This is a genomic window from Sulfuricurvum sp. (assembly GCF_028710345.1).
In the GTDB taxonomy this organism is placed as follows: Bacteria; Campylobacterota; Campylobacteria; order Campylobacterales; family Sulfurimonadaceae; genus Sulfuricurvum.
On sequence record NZ_JAQTUH010000003.1, the window covers coordinates 117792 to 137495 of the forward strand.

Genomic DNA, 19704 nt, shown 5'->3' on the forward strand with positions numbered 1-19704 from the left:
ATGGACGGCAAAGAACGAAAAAATATCATGTCAGGCAAACGGGTGAGCATCGTCCTCAAAGAAGATCAAAGTACGGGGAGATTGACCGAGGGGGTTGTTCGTGACATCCTCACCAAATCACCGAGCCATCCGCATGGGATAAAAGTACGGTTGATGAGCGGGGAAGTGGGACGAGTTAAAGAGGTGTTTTGAATATATCTATCTATGTGAATAAATATAAAACATTACTGCATAGAATAATAATGTCGAACAAAAAACAAAAAATACAAATATCGTCATTCTTAGTAAGACACAGTTAATACATTTTTCTCGTGTTTTAAGAATAAAACATTTTTGAGATAGCATCGCAATAATATAAATCTGAAAAAATATTCCAAACGATAATCCAAAAAGATAAATATTTCCACTCCCAAATAAATAAACAAAGCCCTTGCTTACAATCCAAGCACCCGGTAAAAATGGAAAAGTAACAAAATTTCCGATTGTGGCAATCATACCACCAAATAAATATGTCACAGGAAATAAAAAAGAGTAAACTAATGCCCACAAAACGATTTTTTTGGGTAATCCTATCGAATTAATGCTGTCTTGTATGTACATTTTCAACTCTTTCTGAACTGTCCAAATGAATTATAATACTATTATAATCAGCCATACTGCAAAAACCCAAAGAATAATCCATCTCATATTTCATATCATTTTGACTGATTCCATCAGGCTCACCTAATAGATTGATTACTTCTTGTTTCGTCATATCTTGAGTAATCAAACGATTACTCAGATCATTTGCTAATGCACCTCTATAACAGGTAGAATCCATTTCATTCGATACTTTTACAAACCAAATATCAGGGTCAAACCGTTCTATTCCTTGATATCCAATAATCATAAAATGATTCAATATAGAAATAAAAAAAATCAAAACTATATAGCCAAACTTCAAAATCAAAACCTAAAATATTATTTATTAAATAATATCATTTTTTGATTATCATATAGATAAAGCAATAATATCCACCACTTTTCCCTTACTATTCCCCTTCACATACTCCACAATCATCCCATGAAACCGTGCAAACACTACGAGAAACCGAGACATCTTGACAAATCATGATATTATCATTATAGTATCTATATGAAATCGTTAAAATTTGAATGGGACGATACAAAAGCATCGTCAAATATCACCAAACACGGCGTATCGTTTGAAGAAGCCAAAACGGTATTTGATGATGATTTTGCCCGTATGATTCCCGATCCCGATCACTCGGAACAAGAAGAACGATTTATCCTGTTGGGGATGAGCTATACGCTGAAAATTTTAGCGGTAGTCCATTGTTACAAAGATCAAGAGGGGATAATTCGGATCATCTCCGCCCGACGATCCACCAAAAACGAAGAACGCCAATACAAGGAGCTATTACCATGAGAGAAGAATACGATTTTTCACAATCCGTCCAAAATCCCTATGCCAAAACGGCAAAAAAACAGATTTCACTCAATGTAGAAGTGGACACAATAGAATATTTCAAACAACTCGCCCTCAAAACGGGATTGCCGTATCAAACGCTGATGAATTCGTATCTCACCGACTGTGCCATCCGACACGTCGAACCGCAGGTTAAATGGTCGAGTTAATCCTCTCGACATTCACCACTTTCCCCTTACTATTCCCCTTCACATACTCCACAATCATCCCATGAAACCGCGCAAATGTCTGTTGCAGGGTTGATGCATCGAAGTGCTCACGAATCCCCGCTTCACACCATTCCTGAAGCTCATCATACCCCTCGAACTCATACCCGAATGCTCGCAGCAGTCGTGCGGTGTAACTGTCTACTACCATCGCATCTCGCAAGCACGCATAACACAGTATCGCATCGGCACTCTCTGGACCGATCCCCTTTTGCGCCAATAACCATTCTCGATCAACCTCTAAAGCGAACGCTTCAAACGAACCGAAACTTTCCGTAATGGCGTTACAGAGTAAAATGATATTTTTGGCTTTTGCTTTTATCAGTCCGCTGGGGCGAATTAGCTCCATCAGCGTTTCGGGGTCTATGTGGCACAGTGCTTCTAAGCTAAGGTATCCTGAGTGTGAGAGGTTCTCTAACGAGGTAACGACTCTGCTCCATTGGGTGTTTTGGGTCAATATCGCACCCACGACCACTTCAAAAGTGCCGTGTTTCGGCCACCAAAGAGGTTGTGTGTTTTCGAGGAGGTTGAGGCGCTCTAGGGCGGTGTAGAGTTCATAGGAGTCGGTTAAATGCACATGTATCCTTTGTAGCTGGATTTACCCACAGGGGGCACAATGCCTGCCTTCGCGGGAATGACGGGATTCGTCATCCTCGGGCTTGACCCGGGGATCCATCCCCTATTGAACAACTGGATTCCCGATCAAGTCGGGAATGACGATGGTTATTCTTCCACCCACGCATCGGTTCGAAATACACGCCCGTCATCGAAGATTTTGAGTTTAAATGCTTCGGTGCATTTTCCCTCTTCGAGTGTCATGATAGCGATTTGGAGGATTTTACGGCACTTCTCAGGGACTTCGAACCGTCCCGATACTCCCGTCAAAAATCGCTCCATCGGAACGGATGCTTCCATTCCGATAACGTTGTCACGGCAACCCGTCAGTCCGATATCAGTCATGTATGCCGTACCGCGCGCGATCTGGAAATCATCGCTCCCCACATGGGTATGGGTTCCGATGATGCCGCTCACTTGGGATTGTAACATCATCAGCATCGCCCGTTTTTCACTCGAAGCCTCAGCGTGAAAATCGATAAAGATATGCTCTATTCCCTCATTTTTGAGACTCGCCACAGTGTCGCGGGCGCACCTGAAGGCGTTATCGACGTAGGGCATACCGTAATGCCCCATGATATTGAGGATGGCAAGCTTCTCTCCCGCGACCTCAAACACTCGACACCCCGTCCCTTTTACCCCCGCAGGGTAATTGTGAGGACGGAGCATCGGGAGCGATTCGAGGAGTGGGAGGACATCTTTTTTATCCCACGTATGGTTTCCGCCACTCATCACATCGATCCCCGCGCTTAATAACTCTTGGGCATTTTTGAGGGTGATTCCAAAACCGTGAGAGGCGTTTTCGTAGTTCGCGATTACAAAATCAAGAGAATATTGGCTCCGAAGCTTTTTCAAATGCTCTTTTATCATACTCCGACCCGGACGACCGACAACGTCCCCTATAAATGCTATTTTCACGCTCGAACCCTATTGTTTAATTCCTGAAAGTGTATCATTAGATATGTTAAAGTACATCAACGGTTATAATCCCACCATCAAAGCGCAAATAGAAGCACTCATCCATCAAAACAAGCTGGGGGAGTATTTACTCAACAAATACCCCGACACCCACACCTATACCACCGATAAAAGTCTCTATGAGTATGTGATGGAGATAAAAAATACCCATCTACGCAACGCATCGCCTATCTCCAAAGTGCTCTATGATACCAAAATACGGGATTTGCAATCGGCTCTTGGGACGCACACCTTCGTCTCGCGGGTACAAGGGGGAAAACTCAAAGCGAAAAATGAGATTCGGATTTCAAACCTTTTTAAAAATGCCCCCGAACCTTTTTTGCGGATGATCGTCACCCATGAACTCGCCCATCTCAAAGAGAAAGAGCACAACAAAGCGTTTTATAAACTCTGCACCCATATCCTCCCCGCCTATCATCAACTGGAGTTTGATGTGCGGTTGTATTTGACACAGCTCGATTCTCACGGGGATATTTATTAACAGAATTATAATGAACCCTTATTTAGGTATGATTTTTGCTTATTGTTTTTGTGCTAAAAACACACATGTTCACAGGAGGTACAAATGACAATCAATAGCAACTCTATGATGGCATCCCAAATGTATGCCAACAGAAATGTTCAAGCCCAAAGCGGTGCTAGCGGTTATGCGTCACAAGGTACGGATGCGACTTTAAGTTTCGATGCAATTGCTCAACAACTTATGTCGACTTTAGATACTAACAAAAACGGAACAATCGATAAAACAGAATTTTCTCAAGCAGCGCAAGCATTAGCTCAAAATTCTACTGCCAACACTAACAACGTAGATAGTGCTTTTGGAAAACTCGATAAAAATGGTGATAGCAGTATCAGCGCTGATGAATTGATGAATGCTCTCAAACAAACACTCAACGAAACACAAAAGAAACATCATCACCAAGCAAGTACCACAAATACAACTTCTCCAGCAACTTCATCTAACGAATCAGCAACCTCTGCTTCCACCAATGATATGCAAAAAGTTTTATTTAACAAAATAATGGCAGCCTATAGCAGTACACCAACTGTTTCCGGTTCGACGACCAATCTCACAGCATAAAGAGTGTGCGTTGTATTTGTATACTTTTAACGCATTTACAACGCCTTGTGAGCTGCATATTGACGCTCAAAATCAGTCAATTGCAGATGAGATTGCCCAAAACATTATCCATAAGACGAAAGAGTTAGAGTTTCGCTTTAGCTATTTTCGAGAAGATTCTGAACTCTATCTCCTCAATCATCGCACTTACAATACCCACAACATCAGTGATGAACTTGCTCAATTTATACAAATATCTCTCTTTTATACCACGATGACTCAAGGTGCTTTTGACATTGCTTTGGCGGGAACCCTTAAAGAGATTTCCAAAGCACCTACATGGGGGGATTATCAGCTACGTAAACAGGAATTAGCCCCATATGCCTCTTCACACCATCTCGAACTCGATGGCAATACCCTCACCTTTTCCAACAGTGTGACGAAGATTGATTTAGGTGGGTTGGTAAAAGAGTATGCCGTAGATCAAGCCGTTTTGTATCTTCAATCGATGGGGGTAACGTCTGCTTTGGTGAATTTCGGGGGAGATTTAGCCGCTTTCGGAGAGTGTCATAACCTCCCATGGAGAGTCGGTATCCAAAATCCTGATGCGTCTCATGAAAATCTACGTGAAATAGAACTTCACAATGCTTCCTTATGCACATCGGGTCATTCCAAACGTTTTAGTGAGATTGAGGCACAAAAGGTTAGCCATATCATACGCTCAAACGCGGTAGAGGAAAAATATACACAAGTAAGTATTATGGCACCGACAACCATCGATGCAGGTATTTGGAGTACGGCATTACTTGTCAATCCTCAACTCGCACTACCCTCGCATGTTCAACTTGTTCATGCACTCTAGAAACAATAGCGTTAGTTTTTTACCAACTCTACCAATGTCTCAAAATGAGCCGTATGGGGAAACATATCAAACAGTTGAACCCGATTTACACGGTATCCACTGAGATTTTCAAGATCTTTTGCCAAACTCTGCGCGTTACAGCTCGAATAGAGGATTCGCTCACTTCCGACACGTTCCAACCATTTGCACAACTGCTCACCCAATCCGCGCCTTGGAGGATTGACGATAATCACGTCGGCACGTTCCCCTGATTCGGCACCGAAACTCGCTGCATCCAATGCTTTGAATGTCAGATTCTCAAATCCAATCCGTTTAGCGGATTCTTGAGCACACGCTATTGCTTCAGCCTCTATCTCGATTCCCACAATATGGCGCTCAGGTGTGGCACAATGCAGAGCAAATCCCCCTACCCCGCAAAAGAGATCCCAGATTATTTTCGGCTTCGATTCACCTGCCCACTCTGATGCTGTTTTATAGAGCTTTGTAGCAATGTCTGTATTGGTCTGAAAAAAACTTTTAGGACGGATAAAGAGGGGGATGGAGTTTAGATTCTCTTCGAGTCGGGTTTGGTCGGTGAGAAAAATCTCCTCCTCACCCTCTAAAATCGCCATGTGTATCGGTTGAATATTGACGGTAATAACAGTGAGTTTAGGAACACGTGCCACTAAATCATCGAGACCATTTTTGAGTCGTCCGATGATACCGTGAGAGCGGAGGACGAAACGGAGCATCATCGTGCCGTTATGAGCACTTCGGGTAAGGAGGACGTATTTAAGCTCCCCTTTTTTAACACGTACATCATAGGCTTGTATTTTTAGTTCACGCAGCCATGTTTGTATCTGCCCTAGCGCATGTTGCATGCTCACGTCGTACAAAGGGCATTGGATTAGGCTTGATTCTTCTGAGAGCCCTAGCACTATCCCATCACGACTTGGGATAGCCACCATTTTGGCTTTATTACGAAACCCTTTTAGCTGACTCGGGGAGGGTTTAAGCCACTGCTTTGGCTCAAAAGGGTGTAAAAGTTTATGGAGTAATGCACCTTTTTCATTGAGCTGCTCACCGTAAAAAAGGTCGATCATACTGCATGATCTGCACGCATCCGTGTCGTAAAAACTGCAAAAACTCATTTCAACCTTTTATATTCCGGTTGTACTTGCGTCAAAAGAGCTTTGAGGGATCGCGTATAGCCGTCTCTCAAGTCGTCCTATGTGGGAGAGCACCTCATCTGAAGCAGCTTGAAGTTTAATAAAATACTCTTTTGCAAGCTCTTTCTCATGATCACTTAACTTTTTTTTAGAACTAAATAATTTTGAAAAGAACGAACGGTCATTATCGGCAAAATAGATTTTAAAGATTTTCATATACTCATCGTGCAAGGCGAAATGGGCCTTTTCAATCTCTCCCAAACAATCCATATTACCCAATGCATTGAGTTTTTGCCCTTCGCTGTAGAACCACTGACCGAAATTACAATCAGTACCACTCAAAGGGATTGCCCCCTCGTCAATCGGTAATCCCTCGATCAATAATTTAGCTCTCTGAACCCATCGCAGATGGGCTGTTTTTGCATCACCCAAAAGTTGCAGTGTAACAGCCTTGTCCATATTTAACCCTCATTTCGTTATTAATAACGAATTATACAGAATTAACGTTACAAAGATATAATGGTTAAATGTTTAATTTTTAGCCACATATTTTGCATTCGCTCATAATACCTTCGGTTTTGCGTTACGAACATAGTGCAATACGCTCGCAATAATATCGTCGTCATCTTTACTTTTACTTTGCAACGTCTCTTTGACCCCGTTTGTGTACTCGATGGCAATGTTTTGGTTATAGTTGCTCACTGTTTTGATTTTTTTCTCGATACAGAGTACTTTAATCACCATCACCTCAAAAAACTGTTTGGTCGGAGTATCGGCTTTGCCGAAGCGGTCTTCTACCTCTTCGAGAATCTCGTAAATCTCACTCGGCGATTCACAATGACTGAGCCGTCGATAGAGTTCCAAACGCAACCTATCTTCACCCACTACCTCATCACTGATAAAGGCACTGATGGTGAGTTTGATATCGACTTTGGCTTTTACCGCAGTGGTTTGATTGGTGAGGATTTTGATAGCATCTTCGAGCATTCGTAGATAAAGTGAATATCCGATGTTTTTGATATGACCGCTTTGGGCATCGCCAACGAGATTTCCCCCTCCACGAATTTCGAGGTCGTGATAGGCGAGCATCGATCCGCTTCCCAAAAAGGAGTTCGATTCTAATGCTACGAGCCGTTTTTTCGCCTCCTCGGTGAGGTGGTCTTTATCATCGACAATAAAGTAGGCATACCCCTCGATATGCCCCCGTCCGACACGACCGCGAAGTTGATGCAAATCCGCCATCCCGAACCGATCTGCCCCGTCGATAATCATCGTGTTGACCGTCGGCATGTGGATACCCGATTCGATAATTGAGGTGGCTAGCAATACATCGTATTCGCGACCCGCGAATTTGGCGAGTTCTTCTTCGGTTTGGGTTGCACTGATTTGGGAGTGGAGGATGAGGATGCGCAACTCCGGCAAAATCGCCTTCAACTCTCCTGATTTGATAATCATCGAGTCAATCGAGTTGTGTACATAGAACACTTGACCGCCACGGCGAAGCTCCCTCAAAATCACCTCTTTAATCAGTTTTTCATCGTAATTTTTGACAAACGTCCGTACCCCTAAACGCTCACTTGGAGGTGTAAGAAGTTCGGACATTGTTTTAATCGAACTCATTGCCTGATTCAAACTACGCGGAATCGGTGTCGCACTCATAGAGAGGAGGTGGACATTTTCATAGAGATTTTTGAGTTTCTCTTTTTGTTTTACCCCAAATTTGTGCTCTTCATCGATGATAACGAGTCCCAGCTTCGAGCAAGTAACTCCGAAAAGAGCGTGCGTTCCGACAACACAATCAATCTCACCGCTGGCAAGCCCTTTTAGGGTAGCCGTTTTCTCTTTGGTGGTGACGAATCGATCCAATTTCGCTACACGTAATCCAAATACCCCCAACCGCTCTTGGAGTGATTTAAAATGTTGAGAAGAGAGCAATGTCGTAGGTACTACGAGAAGCGATTGATACCCTCCGCGTGCGGCGGCAAAAATAGCGTTCATCGCCACCTCAGTTTTCCCGAAACCGACATCCCCGCTAAGGAGTCGATCCATAATCTGACCAGAACCGATATCGCTGACAATCGATTTTATCGCGTTGGATTGATCGAGGGTATAGTCAAACCCTGCACCACTTTGGAAACGGCGCAATTCCCCCTCATCGACACGAAGAATCGGTGCTTTAATGAGTGCACGACTCGCCGCAATCCCCACAATCTCCGAAGCGATTTCGAACAACCTTGCTTTAACCGACTCTTTGAGTTTACCAAAGCTCCCTTTGCCCAAACGATCAAGTACAGGGAGAGAGCCTGAAGCAATATAGCGATCAATCGTATCGAGGTTTTCGACAGGGAGGAGAAGTTTATCATCCCCCATGTATTTGATGACGACGAGGTCTTTGATACCGCCGAGAATCTCCGCTTGCTCAATCCCGACAAATATCCCTACCCCGTACTCTTCGTGGACGACATAATCGCCTACTTTTAAATCATCGAGAAGAATAGAGGTTTTACGACGGCGACGTTTCTTTTCACGAGAGTTTAGAGAGATTATCACCTCATCTGAACCGATAAGATTGAGGACAATCCCCGCAGTGTGAATCTTTAACCCTTGGGTCTCAAATACCCCTGAACCTTTGAGTTGCGCTTCGCTCGCGGCTATAATGGTAAATTTTTTATTTTTGTGGGCACTGCGTAAAATCTCAAGATTCGGAGCAATAAGCGGAGCATAGTGTTGCGCTTCAGGGATAATTTCTGTTTCGAGATGGGAGCGTGGGATACAGGGGAAATCAAGACCGTATGATTCATCGATCACCGATTTCATCTCACGAATCCGCATCACCGATTTAGAGAGGGTAAAATCAGCCCCCTCATCCCCCAACACCCAAAACCCAAGAGAGGCGATATCTTTAACAAAACTATCACTTTGAGCGTGCGCTATCGCTTTTTCAAAACGTCCGATTTGCTCTTCATCGAGGCTGAAGAAAGCACTGGTTACAGTGATAGAGGCAAGCTCCTCTTTATCGGTTCGTTGCGTCTCCACATCAAACGCTTTAATCTCCTCTACCTCATCATCAAAGAGGCTAATACGGTAAGGATTCGGGGTATTGGGGATAAAAATATCGAGAATATCACCTCGATACGACACCTCACCCTCCATCTCTACCATATCGACAAAACTGTATCCCCATCGGTGGAGAGTATCTTTTAGAGCTTTTAAATCGATTCGTGAGGCAAACTCTATCGTCAAACTTTGTAGTAACGATTCTCTCGGCAACGGGTAAAGGAGTGTCTTTAGGGGAGAGATAATTAACGGTTTTTTGGACGCACTATAATAAGTACGCAATGCCGAAAACAGAGCAAATAACTCTTCGCTAAAAGGGCGTAAATCATCCATATACGAGGGGCGAAAATCGGGAAAAACAACCGCGTTAACCCCTAAAAAACGGCAAACATCCGCGAGTTGATCTGACTCTTTTGTATCCTCGCACAGAAGGATATCAGGTCGTTGTTTCGGATTGTTTTTTAGGTACTCATACCATCGTGCTTGTGACATTCACCCTCTTTAAAAACGTCTCGGCAACGCTGAACGAACCGAAAACTAAATATTCTTTATTACTGTTAATTTCTTCAAATGACCGATACGGAAGATACAATTCATCCAATACCGATTCGAGCAAATGACGCTCCACAATCCGCCCCTCACTTACTTCGATAATCTCGACCGATTCGATAATTGGTTTTAAGATACTCAAAATCTCGCGGTAATCTTTATCACCGTAGGTGTTATAGATGAGGGTTACTTTTCTCCCCTCATAAGAACGTGCTATTGCCTCTGCCGCGAGTGCGTTATGCCCTACGTCCAATGTAATATTGGGCGCAATACGGCTCAATCTCCCGAAAAGGGCATTTTGGTCAAAAAATTGCGATTCAACACGGTATCCTAAAATCTCAAACGCTACCATTGAGAGTTCCAAATTATCGCGCAAATAATCGCTGAGACTGTTTTTTATGGCAATTTGCAATGCCATCTCCACTATCTCATCACGGCACATCTCATCGATACACATCAATAGAGACCCTTTTTCATCGGCGATACGGAGGGCAATACTCTTGGTTTGAGTATGGGGTTGCTTGGCTAATAACGCTTTGGCACTCATGCTACGCAATTTTGTCCCAGCAATCGATTCGATGGTGGTTCCTAAAAATGCGGCATGGTCAAAATCGATAGGGGTAAAAACACTCAATACTTTTTCAAAAGCGTTGGTAGCATCAAACTCACCACCTAGCCCCGCTTCACATACGATGTAATCGCATCCATCAAAAGCAATCAAAGAGAGCAATGTGGTGTATTCAAAATAGCTCAACGCATCACGGCTTTGGCTATCTAATATCCCATAGAGTTTTTGATGAGCAGACTCTAGTGCCTCATCACTGATTTCACCGCCATCAATCCATAACCGCTCATTAAACGCAAGAATATGGGGAGAGGTATAATGCCCTATTTTTTTACCTGCACGGTGCAGTGCGGTTGCTAAAAAACGCCCAGTAGAGCCTTTGCCGTTAGTACCGACGAGATGGATGATTTGAGGGAGAGGCAATTGTTCTTTTATCGATGCATAAATTCGGGGAAAACGTCGGACGTCGATCTCTTCGTAAAAAAGAGGTTTCGCGCAGAGAAAAGAGTCTAAATTCATGCAGGCTCGACGCGGTTACGCCCTTTTTTCTTTGCCGCATATAACTGTTCATCCGCTCCCAAAAGGGTATTATTCAACGATGCATAGCTACTACGTTCAGCAATTCCGACACTCACCGTGAGGTTGATTCGTTTCTCTTGATACATAAAACGTGCTTCTTCGACATGAAGGCGTACTTTATTCGCAAAATTTTTCGCCCCTTCAAGATTCGTATCTCCTAAAATTGCCAAAAACTCTTCACCTCCGAAACGTCCGATGATATCATTGGTACGTCCCTCTTCTTTTAAAATACGTGAAAAAGCTTTGAGAACCATATCACCGGCATCATGCCCGTAGGTATCATTAACCGCTTTAAAATGGTCCAAATCAAACATCGCAATACAGTAATGTCTTCCGTGACGTTCGTAATCAGCCTCTTTTAGAAGTAAAAACTCATCTATTGCCCGTTTGTTATACAGTTTAGTCAAAAAGTCCTCACGGGATGCTTGATTTGCTTCTGCTAATTCTGCTTCGAGTGTTGCAATACGAGTCCCCATATGAACCACTTGCTCGTTGTGTGATTTCAAATCTTTACTCAACACTTCCACTTTCTCTTCTAAGGCACTTGCGATACTGTAAAGCCGTTTGTGAGCTGTTTTAAAATCACCTGTTTTATCAGCAGTTAATCCCTCTAAATCTTTTTTAATCGATTTGATCTCTACACTGGAAATATCGCTTCGTTCAATCAAATCAATGAGCTGTGCGGAGAGTTTTCCGAGTAGTTCATCCAAAGAACGAATCAATTCATTGACACTTTTTTTATCCAATGCAATCCGCATCGCAATCGCTGTTTTTATCTCATTATCAAACGTGGCATGGGAGATATAATCAGGCTCTTCATGAACTTTTTGAGCAAGTTTTGAGAGATCATCTGACATTTTTGGGGCGATTGAGGGGGAAAGACCCAAAATAATCAACGATGCTACTTCTTTATAATTTGCCCCTCCGTTTATCTGTGCATCACCGCTTAATCCCTCTACCGTTTTTTTGAGATTACGCTTGTCAACATCCCCAAACTGTGCAAGTTTTGTTAAAAACGCATCATCATAGACGGTAACAAAATTTTCCCATGCTTGTCGCAAAAGTTCTATTTGGGTTTTTCCCCCTTGGGTCTCCAAAATCGTAATGGTTTTTTTAGCCAAAGCCGACGCATCAGGGTTGTGTAGCAAATCGGTACTTTTTGCCATAACCTGCGTTAAAGAGCTCAATGTTTCGACCAAAACCGATGCTTCACTGGGATTCATACGACTCATTTTTGAAATCAAAAATCGGATTAACTCTTGCGCTGTTTTGACCCGATACTGCTTCACTTCCTCTTGGGTCTTTTTATCCATCAGAGGGATAAAACGGTCAATCCCGCTACAATCCTCAACTGCAAATCCCGCTTTTTTAGCTTCACTGCAAAAAGTCTCACTGTATACATCGGGAGTCCATACTTTGCCCTCTATTTTTAAGCGCTCAACTGTATTACGTACAATCTGATTAATCGTCATTTTGATTCCCCTCTTGAACCTTGTGCCGCTACTTGTGCGATAAAATTATCAATCCCTTTTTGTGATGCTTGACGTATCGCTTCAAAACGGGCTTGATCAGAGATAATAGCATTGGGTTTGATATCAAAATCATACATTCCTGAGACATGATAGTTTTCGTTTGTGTTTAGAGATGTTCGACCAACCCCCATCGAAACGGTTGTACGGTAAGTAATAACATAACCGTTCGTATCATAACGGAGTGGTGAAAATCCAACCGAAGTGATGGAAAATTTGAGGTGTGTTTTAGAACTCTCTTTTCCCACTAAAGCCGTGCGAAATTTTGTTATGACGGCAATATCTACCGCATCTTTTATAATTACTGTATTTTGAGGATCTTCCATAGAGATAACAACCTCAGTACTAACACTTTCACCGACTACATTTTTAGCATAATGACTCGCCGGAGCATAACCGCATCCGCTTATCATCAATGCCAATGCAAGTGCAAGTACCAACTTCATCTCTATCCTTTGATAACCAAGTTAACGAGCTTCCCAGGGACAACAATCGATTTTACCATCTCTTTCCCTTCAATCCACTTTTCAACAGCGTTTTTAGCAACCTCTATGATTGCCTCGTCACTCTCATTAACGCCTACTTCGATAGTAGCACGATTTTTTCCATTGACCGAAACACCCAAAACCAGTGCGTCTACTTCAAACACTTCCTCTAAAACAACTTGTTCTTTAAGATTGTGTCGGTTGAAAAGCTCGGTGGAGAGTTCCCAACATAGATGAGGGATAATCGGCTCCATAATAGAGGTCAAAATCCAGTATCCTTCGCTCCATACGTCACGATTGGATTGTTCATTGAGCGCATTCATCGCCTCCATAACCCCAGCAATCATTGTATTAAAGGTATAGCGCTCAACAAACACCTCTTGTGAACGTTTAAGTGCTTCATACACTTTTTTACGCGCGTTTTTTTCCTCTTTAGAGAGTGATGCATGGTTAATAGTAGGAATTTTAGTACATTTGTTGACATTATTACTTCGATCCGCAAACCGTTTTAGGAAACGAAATGCCCCCTCAACCGCACTGTCATTCCACTCCAACTCTTGGGTCGGAGGGGCAGCGAAAAGGATAAAAAGACGCGCCGTATCGGCACCGTATTTTTCGATGATGGCATCAGGATCGACGGTATTTCCTTTGGATTTGGACATTTTTGCCCCATCTTTGAGCACCATCCCCTGTGTCAATAATCGATCAAACGGCTCATCAAAACTCACATACCCTAAATCGCGGAACACTTTGGTAAAAAATCGGGCGTACAACAAATGCAAAATAGCGTGTTCGATTCCACCGATATAGTGGTCGACCCCCATCCAGTACTCTATTTGCTCCGCTGAAAACGCTTCACTCTCCCAGTTAGCAGGGGAAGCACAAAAACGGAGGAAATACCAACTTGATTCGACGAACGTATCCATCGTATCGGTCTCACGAATCGCCTCTTTTCCACATTTCGGACATTTACAATGTTTCCACGTCGGGTGTTTCTCTAGTGGGTTTCCCTCCCCCGTGATTTCGATGTCGTGCGGTAAGGCAATCGGTAGATTCTCTTTTTTCTCCATCACCAAACCACAATCGTCACAATGGACAAACGGAATCGGTGCACCCCAATAGCGTTGGCGAGAGACTCCCCAATCTTTGAGTTTATAATTGGTCGTTTTTTGTCCGATTTTTAGTGACTCAAAGTGCTCGATTACTGCTCCTTGTGCCTCTTTGGAGTTCATCCCATCAAACTGCTCTGAGTTAAACATAACCCCAGTGTCGGTATATGCTTTGGTTAAATCTAATTCACCCTCTAGCGGTTTAATCACCCCATGAATCGGCAAATCGTATTTTTGGGCAAAATCAAAATCACGATCATCATGAGCAGGAACCGCCATAACCGCACCGCTACCGTAATCCATGAGGACAAAATTCGCAACCCACACCGGAACCGTTTTGTGCGTGAGTGGATGGGTGACATTAAGCCCTAAAGAAACTCCCGATTTCTCTTTTTGACGGTCGATAGAGGAGCTGTTTTTCATCGCTTTGATTTGTTCAATCACCTCATCGCTCAAAAGAGCTTTCTCAATCATAGAGGTGACGATAGGGTGCTCAGGAGCAAGAGCGGTATAAGAAACCCCATAAATCGTATCAGGACGGGTGGTAAAGACATCAAAGCCCTCAAACTGACCTCCCAATTTTGTTTTACTCTCTGCATCAAAGAAGAGATCAAATGCCAACCCGTTCGATTTTCCGATCCAGTTCTCCTGCATGGTGAGGACTTGTTTCGGCCATCCCCCCTCAAGCTTTTTCAAATCGTCCAAAAGCTCATCACCATACTGGGTGATTTTGAAATAGTATTGGTTCATATCTTTTTTGACGATAGGGGTATCGCATCTCCAACAACACCCATCCACCACTTGCTCATTCGCCAAAACGGTCAAATCATGAGGACACCAGTTGAGCATCCCTTTTTTACGATACAAAAGCCCACGTTCGTACATATCAATGATAAAGCCCTGCTCGAATTTGGTATACAACTCATCACTAGTGGCAAGCTCACGATCTTTAGAAAACGAAAAACCTAATGAAGCAAACTCTTTTTTCATATAATCGATATTGTCGTATGTCCACGTTTTCGGGTGAGAACCGTTTTTAATCGCCGCATTTTCCGCAGGCATACCAAAACTGTCAAACCCTATCGGGTGAAGAACATTAAAACCTTGTTGACGGTAATAGCGGGCGAACGTATCGCTGAGGGTGTAGTTACGGACATGCCCCATGTGGAGCCGTCCGCTTGGGAAAGGGAACATACTGAGAATATATTTTTTCGGTTTGGTAAAATCTTCGCTAGGCTCGAAGCTTTTATGCTCCGCCCAAAATTTTTGCCATTTAGATTCAATATCAGAGGGAACGTAATTCAAAAAAAACTCCTATTTACACTATGCCCTGCTCGAATTGAGCACGCATTTTCTCTTTTTCGGCACGCATTTTGACTTTTTCAGCCATTTTTTGACGATAATCAGCAACACTAAATCCTGTCCAGACAACAAGCTGAGCCGCAACGAAAATCGAGCTGTACGTTCCGACAATAACCCCGATTAACATCGGGAAACTAAAGCCCATCATAATATCGCCGCCGAAAATAAAGAGGGTCAATACTACGAAAAAGACGGTTAATGATGTCAATGTCGTACGTGATTGAGTACGAGAAACCGCTTCATTGATGATTTGAACAAAATTAGTCTCTTTGGATTCCTCGATGTGCTCACGAACGCGGTCATAAACGATGATGGTATCATGAATAGAATATCCTAAAATCATAAGCAACGCCGCAACACTTTCGATATTAAAATCAACCTCAAAATAAGAGACAAACCCAAACGTAATAACGATATCATGGACGATAGCGATAATCGCCGCTAACGCAAAACGCCACTCATATCGAAACGTCACTGTCGCCATAATCGCCATTAATGTGAGTAAAAACGCTGTTAGCCCTTTAACTCGTAATTCGTCTCCAACTTTTGGCCCGACCATATCAACGCGACGGATTTCAAAATCACCCGTCCCTTTTAAAATCTCTTTGGTCGTATCCCCGATATCGTTATTCAGCCCCACCGTCGATGAAGGGGTTTTTATAACCACCTCTTGGGGTGAGCCGAACTCAGTGACGGTAGCGTGTTCAAAGAGTTTACTTTTTTGAAGACTTTCACGAATTTTATCAATCGGTGCTGTTTGCGTATATTTTACTTGGACAACCGTTCCACCCGTGAAATCAATCCCAAAAGAGAATCCTTTCGTAGCGACAATCGTAATGGCCAAGAAAAAAAGGACAAATGAGGCGAAAAAGAATATTTTCCCCTTCCCTAAAAAGTTATAGACTTTATCTTCTTTAAACAACTCCATTGGTTACGCCCCCTTTCTTCGTGACATTCCAAACCACAAGGTGTAGTTTTTACTTTTCTCAATACGGTGCATAAAGAGCTGATAAATCCCGTATGAACCGACGATAGCAGTCAACATGGAAGCTAAAAGTCCCATACTGAGTGTTACTGCAAACCCTTTAATCGCCCCCGTACCGTAGACGTAGAGGATAGTACATGCCAGCAATTGAGTTACGTTAGAATCCAAAATAGCACGCATTGCTTTTTGATATCCCTCTGCAATCGCTCTACGTGTAGGAATACCTGCACGGAACCCTTCACGAATACGTTCATTAATGATGATGTTCGCATCCACCGCAAGCCCGATATGCAAAACAATACCTGCCATACCCGGTAACGTCAGCGTTGCCCCCATCAGCGACATCAATGCTAAAATAATAAAGAGGTTGATAACAACCGCAAGATTCGCAATAACACCTGCTAGACCGTAATAGAACATCATAAAAAGTACGACCAGTCCAAAACCGCTCACAAGAGCAAGAAGTGATGCCCTGATACTATCAGCACCCAAGCTCGGTCCGACAGAGCGTTTTTCCATCATATAGATAGGTGCAAGCAACGCTCCTGAGCGGAGTGCGATAGCCAAATCGTTCGCTTCAGCAGTCGTATAGTTTCCACTAATTTGCCCGCTTCCTCCACCAATACGCTCATTGATGACCGGAGCGGAGTAGACTTTCCCATCCAATACGATAGCAAGACGCTTACCGACACTTTTAGCGGTAAAATCACCAAATATTTGAGCCCCATCTGAATTGAGGGTAAAATTGATTGTAGGGTTATTATTTTGATCATACCCCACTTGAGCATTGGTAAGCATCGTCCCGTCCAAAATAGGGATTTCACGAACCAAATGTTTCCCATTGGGTTGCAATGCATCGGGGAGAATCTTATCTCCAAACCCCGTCGCTTCTGCTTCATCCATATCATTGACACGCATAGCACGATCTTCATCAATCGCCATCAATTCAAGCTTAGCGGCACGTGAGATAAGCTCACGAGCACGCTGTTCCTCTTCGATTGTTTTGATACCGGGAAGCTCTACTAAAATCTTATCTACACCCTGCTTGGCAACCGTAGGCTCAGCAAGACCGAATTGGTCGAGGCGGTTACGAATTGTCTCAATCGCTTGATCCACGGCACGAACTTTTAATTTTTCAACCTCAGCAGGTGCTATTGTCACCTGATAACTTCCACCAGTTGCCTTGACAACGGTTCCCTCTACTTTTTTTAGATATCCATCCAATGCAACTGCATCATCATTATCTAACAGTTCAAACGTCACCATATCAGAGGTCGCACTCAAGCTATCAATCACAATATCATTGCGTTCGGCAAATCTATTGATTCCTGAAGCAACTGATTTGAGTTGTGAAGCGACCGCTTCTTCAGTCTTAACCCCAAGCAACATATGTAACCCGCCTTGCAAATCAAGACCAAGGGTTACTTTTGCTCCGCGTTCACTTTGGGTTAATGAAGGGAGTGAAAACACTATCCCGAAAATTGTAGCGGCGATCAGTAAAACGAGACGGAAATTAAGCTTCATCCTCGTACTTTCGCGCAACGGCTTCTTTTACTAAGCGCCCATCTACGTCGTTGTTAAATTTTACTACGAAGAATTTCTCTTCCACTTTTTTGATTTCCACGATCAAACCACCGCTTGTAACTACTCTATCCCCTTTAGTGAGGGCATTAAGCATTTCAGCGTGTTTCTTCGCTTGTTGTTGTTGAGGACGAATGATAACGAAGTACATAATCGCGATCAAAAAGACAAAAGGGGCTAATTGAGTCAAAATTTCCATAAGGAATCCTTGTGAGGTATAAAAAGTTCTTGCATTATACTCAAAAGAGATTAAATCGCTATAATTCGCCTATGAAATTGCTCACTACACGTCCTTATAATCTTTTTATTGTCCCCCTATTTATTGCATTAGGTTTTAGTCTTTTTATCTATGCAGAGTATTTCCATTTTACGAATAAATTACTCAATACCCTAACAGCACTCGGTGCACTTTACGGCTTACTTCACGCACCGCGTATCATGTTGCCTATTGCTGGTTTTTGGATTGGGCTATTGTGGTTTTATTGGATAGGGTACAGTTTTCAATACTACGATTTAGCGTGGGCACAAGGGGTTATCGCTATCGGTTTTGGAGTCGTATATGCTCTTTATTTCGGGGTATTGGGGCTAACCTCTAACCCCTTTTTACGAATCGTATTATTGTTTGGATTGACCTTTATCTGGCCGATGGATTTCAACTGGATGCAACCGGAACTTATCTTTGTTGAGAGCTATTTTGGGCTTTCTAAATGGGAGTTTATCCTAATCCTTTTTTCCCTCACACTGAGCAAATATTTTAGCGGTTTCACAAAAATTTTCCCGTTGCTACTTCTTTTAGGAGCCGTTCACACTTCGTATACACCGCCACCTATCCCCAATCTAAAAATCAAACTCGTCACCACCGATATCCCCCAAGATATTAAATGGGCAGAGTCGGAACAAGATCGTTTAAACAGTGAAAATATTGACGCTATCCAAGAGGCAATTGAGCAAAAATACGATTTAGTTGTCCTACCGGAAGCCTCATTTGCCCTTTTTATGAATCACCATAAGTACCTAAGCGCCTACCTTCAAAAACTCTCTTACCAAATCCCGATTTTAACGGGTACTCTCTATGAAGAGAACGGTTTAAATTATAACGTCTCCTATCTGTTTCAAAACGGAACCATCACCGTCGCTAAAAAAACGATTTTAGTACCGTTTGGAGAGTATATTCCCCTTCCAAGTTTTATAAAAGAGTGGGTTGATAGAGTAATCTTTGGAGGAGCTTCCGATTTCGTTACCGCCGATAAACCGACCGATTTTACGATACATGGCATCAAATTCCGAAATGCTATTTGCTACGAAGCAACACGAGAAGAGCTTTATACACCTGAGATTACATACCTCATTGCTATGAGTAATAACGGATGGTTTACCCCCTCTATTGAGCCGACATTACAAAATCTTTTGATACGATTTTATGCACGAAAAAATCATTCGGTTGTCTTTCATTCGGCAAATAGCGGAGGAAGCGGGATAGTGTATTAGAGACATTCTTCTTCAGAATTTATGATATACTTTCTTTGTAATTGATACAAAGAGATT

Annotated in this window: 21 protein-coding genes; 7 read left to right on the plus strand and 14 right to left on the minus strand. The window is 42.9% G+C overall.

Going from position 1 to position 19704, the window contains the following annotated elements; all coding sequences use genetic code 11:
• Positions 1 to 192, plus strand: coding sequence for a YwbE family protein (locus PHC76_RS05195; protein WP_295012656.1), 192 nt, complete (start codon positions 1 to 3; stop codon positions 190 to 192).
• 6 nt (positions 193 to 198) lie between these two features.
• On the opposite strand, the gene PHC76_RS05200 is transcribed toward PHC76_RS05195, so the two are convergent.
• A complete protein-coding gene (locus tag PHC76_RS05200; RefSeq protein WP_299970341.1) occupies positions 199 to 600 on the minus strand; it encodes a hypothetical protein in 402 nt (133 codons plus the stop codon).
• On the minus strand, positions 578 to 943 hold the full coding sequence (locus tag PHC76_RS05205) for a hypothetical protein (RefSeq protein WP_299970338.1): 366 nt from the start codon (positions 941 to 943) through the stop codon (positions 578 to 580). The genes PHC76_RS05200 and PHC76_RS05205 overlap by 23 nt, the downstream gene beginning before the upstream one ends.
• Positions 944 to 1135: 192 nt before the next feature.
• Between PHC76_RS05205 and PHC76_RS05210 the strand changes: the two genes are divergently transcribed.
• Both PHC76_RS05210 and PHC76_RS05215 read left to right on the plus strand, forming a co-directional pair.
• Positions 1136 to 1429: a BrnT family toxin gene (locus PHC76_RS05210; RefSeq protein ID WP_299970335.1), complete on the plus strand. Its 294-nt coding sequence runs from the start codon at positions 1136 to 1138 to the stop codon at positions 1427 to 1429.
• Positions 1426 to 1638 (plus strand): BrnA antitoxin family protein, encoded by a 213-nt coding sequence (locus PHC76_RS05215; protein ID WP_299970333.1) that lies wholly within the window; start codon positions 1426 to 1428, stop codon positions 1636 to 1638. The genes PHC76_RS05210 and PHC76_RS05215 overlap by 4 nt, the downstream gene beginning before the upstream one ends.
• Here the strand turns inward: PHC76_RS05215 and PHC76_RS05220 are convergent.
• Entirely contained in the window at positions 1622 to 2272 is a 651-nt protein-coding gene (locus PHC76_RS05220; RefSeq protein WP_299970330.1) for a 3-methyladenine DNA glycosylase, read from the minus strand. The genes PHC76_RS05215 and PHC76_RS05220 overlap by 17 nt on opposite strands.
• A 146-nt stretch (positions 2273 to 2418) precedes the next feature.
• Positions 2419 to 3228: a TIGR00282 family metallophosphoesterase gene (locus tag PHC76_RS05225; protein WP_299970327.1), complete on the minus strand. Its 810-nt coding sequence runs from the start codon at positions 3226 to 3228 to the stop codon at positions 2419 to 2421.
• A 43-nt stretch (positions 3229 to 3271) separates the two neighbouring features.
• Here PHC76_RS05225 and PHC76_RS05230 point away from each other — a divergent pair, with 43 nt between their 5' ends.
• From PHC76_RS05230 to PHC76_RS05240, 3 genes are all read left to right on the plus strand, one after another.
• Complete coding sequence (locus PHC76_RS05230; RefSeq protein WP_299970324.1) at positions 3272 to 3769, plus strand: YgjP-like metallopeptidase domain-containing protein; 498 nt, start codon at positions 3272 to 3274, stop codon at positions 3767 to 3769.
• 84 nt (positions 3770 to 3853) lie between these two features.
• Positions 3854 to 4369, plus strand: coding sequence for an EF-hand domain-containing protein (locus tag PHC76_RS05235; protein WP_299970319.1), 516 nt, complete (start codon positions 3854 to 3856; stop codon positions 4367 to 4369).
• A gap of 16 nt (positions 4370 to 4385) precedes the next feature.
• Entirely contained in the window at positions 4386 to 5210 is an 825-nt protein-coding gene (locus PHC76_RS05240) for an FAD:protein FMN transferase (RefSeq protein WP_299970316.1), read from the plus strand.
• Positions 5211 to 5221: 11 nt separating this feature from the next.
• Here the strand turns inward: PHC76_RS05240 and rlmC are convergent, their stop codons facing one another.
• The 10 genes from rlmC to yajC form a co-directional block, all read right to left on the minus strand.
• Positions 5222 to 6340, minus strand: coding sequence for a 23S rRNA (uracil(747)-C(5))-methyltransferase RlmC (gene rlmC / locus PHC76_RS05245; protein ID WP_299970314.1), 1119 nt, complete (start codon positions 6338 to 6340; stop codon positions 5222 to 5224).
• 9 nt (positions 6341 to 6349) lie between these two features.
• Positions 6350 to 6817 (minus strand): CZB domain-containing protein, encoded by a 468-nt coding sequence (locus PHC76_RS05250; protein ID WP_299970311.1) that lies wholly within the window; start codon positions 6815 to 6817, stop codon positions 6350 to 6352.
• 102 nt (positions 6818 to 6919) lie between these two features.
• Positions 6920 to 9907 (minus strand): DEAD/DEAH box helicase, encoded by a 2988-nt coding sequence (locus PHC76_RS05255; protein ID WP_299970309.1) that lies wholly within the window; start codon positions 9905 to 9907, stop codon positions 6920 to 6922.
• Positions 9885 to 11048, minus strand: a complete 1164-nt coding sequence (locus PHC76_RS05260; RefSeq protein WP_300209843.1) for a bifunctional folylpolyglutamate synthase/dihydrofolate synthase — start codon at positions 11046 to 11048, stop codon at positions 9885 to 9887. Before PHC76_RS05260 ends, PHC76_RS05255 begins: the two co-directional genes overlap by 23 nt.
• Positions 11045 to 12580, minus strand: coding sequence for a GGDEF domain-containing protein (locus PHC76_RS05265; protein ID WP_299972089.1), 1536 nt, complete (start codon positions 12578 to 12580; stop codon positions 11045 to 11047). Before PHC76_RS05265 ends, PHC76_RS05260 begins: the two co-directional genes overlap by 4 nt.
• Complete coding sequence (lptE, locus tag PHC76_RS05270; protein ID WP_299972091.1) at positions 12577 to 13083, minus strand: LPS assembly lipoprotein LptE; 507 nt, start codon at positions 13081 to 13083, stop codon at positions 12577 to 12579. Before lptE ends, PHC76_RS05265 begins: the two co-directional genes overlap by 4 nt.
• Positions 13084 to 13085: 2 nt before the next feature.
• Complete coding sequence (gene leuS / locus PHC76_RS05275) at positions 13086 to 15536, minus strand: leucine--tRNA ligase (RefSeq protein WP_299972093.1); 2451 nt, start codon at positions 15534 to 15536, stop codon at positions 13086 to 13088.
• A gap of 13 nt (positions 15537 to 15549) precedes the next feature.
• Positions 15550 to 16521 (minus strand): protein translocase subunit SecF, encoded by a 972-nt coding sequence (secF, locus tag PHC76_RS05280; RefSeq protein ID WP_299972095.1) that lies wholly within the window; start codon positions 16519 to 16521, stop codon positions 15550 to 15552.
• A 3-nt stretch (positions 16522 to 16524) separates the two neighbouring features.
• Complete coding sequence (gene secD, locus PHC76_RS05285; RefSeq protein WP_299972096.1) at positions 16525 to 18102, minus strand: protein translocase subunit SecD; 1578 nt, start codon at positions 18100 to 18102, stop codon at positions 16525 to 16527.
• Positions 18092 to 18358: a preprotein translocase subunit YajC gene (yajC, locus tag PHC76_RS05290; protein WP_299972097.1), complete on the minus strand. Its 267-nt coding sequence runs from the start codon at positions 18356 to 18358 to the stop codon at positions 18092 to 18094. Before yajC ends, secD begins: the two co-directional genes overlap by 11 nt.
• A gap of 71 nt (positions 18359 to 18429) precedes the next feature.
• On the opposite strand from yajC, the gene PHC76_RS05295 reads away from it, so the two are divergent.
• Positions 18430 to 19647, plus strand: a complete 1218-nt coding sequence (locus PHC76_RS05295) for an apolipoprotein N-acyltransferase (protein WP_299972099.1) — start codon at positions 18430 to 18432, stop codon at positions 19645 to 19647.
• Positions 19648 to 19704 lie beyond the last annotated feature (57 nt).

Excerpts from the sequence above, each read along its gene's own strand:
- secD (WP_299972096.1), bottom strand. The coding sequence starts at position 18,102 with ATGAAGCTTAATTTCCGTCTCGTTTTACTGATCGCCGCTACAATTTTC.
- PHC76_RS05255 (WP_299970309.1), bottom strand. The coding sequence starts at position 9,907 with ATGTCACAAGCACGATGGTATGAGTACCTAAAAAACAATCCGAAACAA.
- secF (WP_299972095.1), bottom strand. The coding sequence starts at position 16,521 with ATGGAGTTGTTTAAAGAAGATAAAGTCTATAACTTTTTAGGGAAGGGG.
- PHC76_RS05235 (WP_299970319.1), top strand. The coding sequence starts at position 3,854 with ATGACAATCAATAGCAACTCTATGATGGCATCCCAAATGTATGCCAAC.
- PHC76_RS05260 (WP_300209843.1), bottom strand. The coding sequence starts at position 11,048 with ATGAATTTAGACTCTTTTCTCTGCGCGAAACCTCTTTTTTACGAAGAG.
- yajC (WP_299972097.1), bottom strand. The coding sequence starts at position 18,358 with ATGGAAATTTTGACTCAATTAGCCCCTTTTGTCTTTTTGATCGCGATT.
- rlmC (WP_299970314.1), bottom strand. The coding sequence starts at position 6,340 with ATGAGTTTTTGCAGTTTTTACGACACGGATGCGTGCAGATCATGCAGT.
- PHC76_RS05215 (WP_299970333.1), top strand. The coding sequence starts at position 1,426 with ATGAGAGAAGAATACGATTTTTCACAATCCGTCCAAAATCCCTATGCC.
- PHC76_RS05210 (WP_299970335.1), top strand. The coding sequence starts at position 1,136 with ATGAAATCGTTAAAATTTGAATGGGACGATACAAAAGCATCGTCAAAT.
- PHC76_RS05195 (WP_295012656.1), top strand. The coding sequence starts at position 1 with ATGGACGGCAAAGAACGAAAAAATATCATGTCAGGCAAACGGGTGAGC.
- lptE (WP_299972091.1), bottom strand. The coding sequence starts at position 13,083 with ATGAAGTTGGTACTTGCACTTGCATTGGCATTGATGATAAGCGGATGC.
- PHC76_RS05200 (WP_299970341.1), bottom strand. The coding sequence starts at position 600 with ATGTACATACAAGACAGCATTAATTCGATAGGATTACCCAAAAAAATC.
- PHC76_RS05295 (WP_299972099.1), top strand. The coding sequence starts at position 18,430 with ATGAAATTGCTCACTACACGTCCTTATAATCTTTTTATTGTCCCCCTA.
- PHC76_RS05265 (WP_299972089.1), bottom strand. The coding sequence starts at position 12,580 with ATGACGATTAATCAGATTGTACGTAATACAGTTGAGCGCTTAAAAATA.
- PHC76_RS05230 (WP_299970324.1), top strand. The coding sequence starts at position 3,272 with ATGTTAAAGTACATCAACGGTTATAATCCCACCATCAAAGCGCAAATA.
- PHC76_RS05250 (WP_299970311.1), bottom strand. The coding sequence starts at position 6,817 with ATGGACAAGGCTGTTACACTGCAACTTTTGGGTGATGCAAAAACAGCC.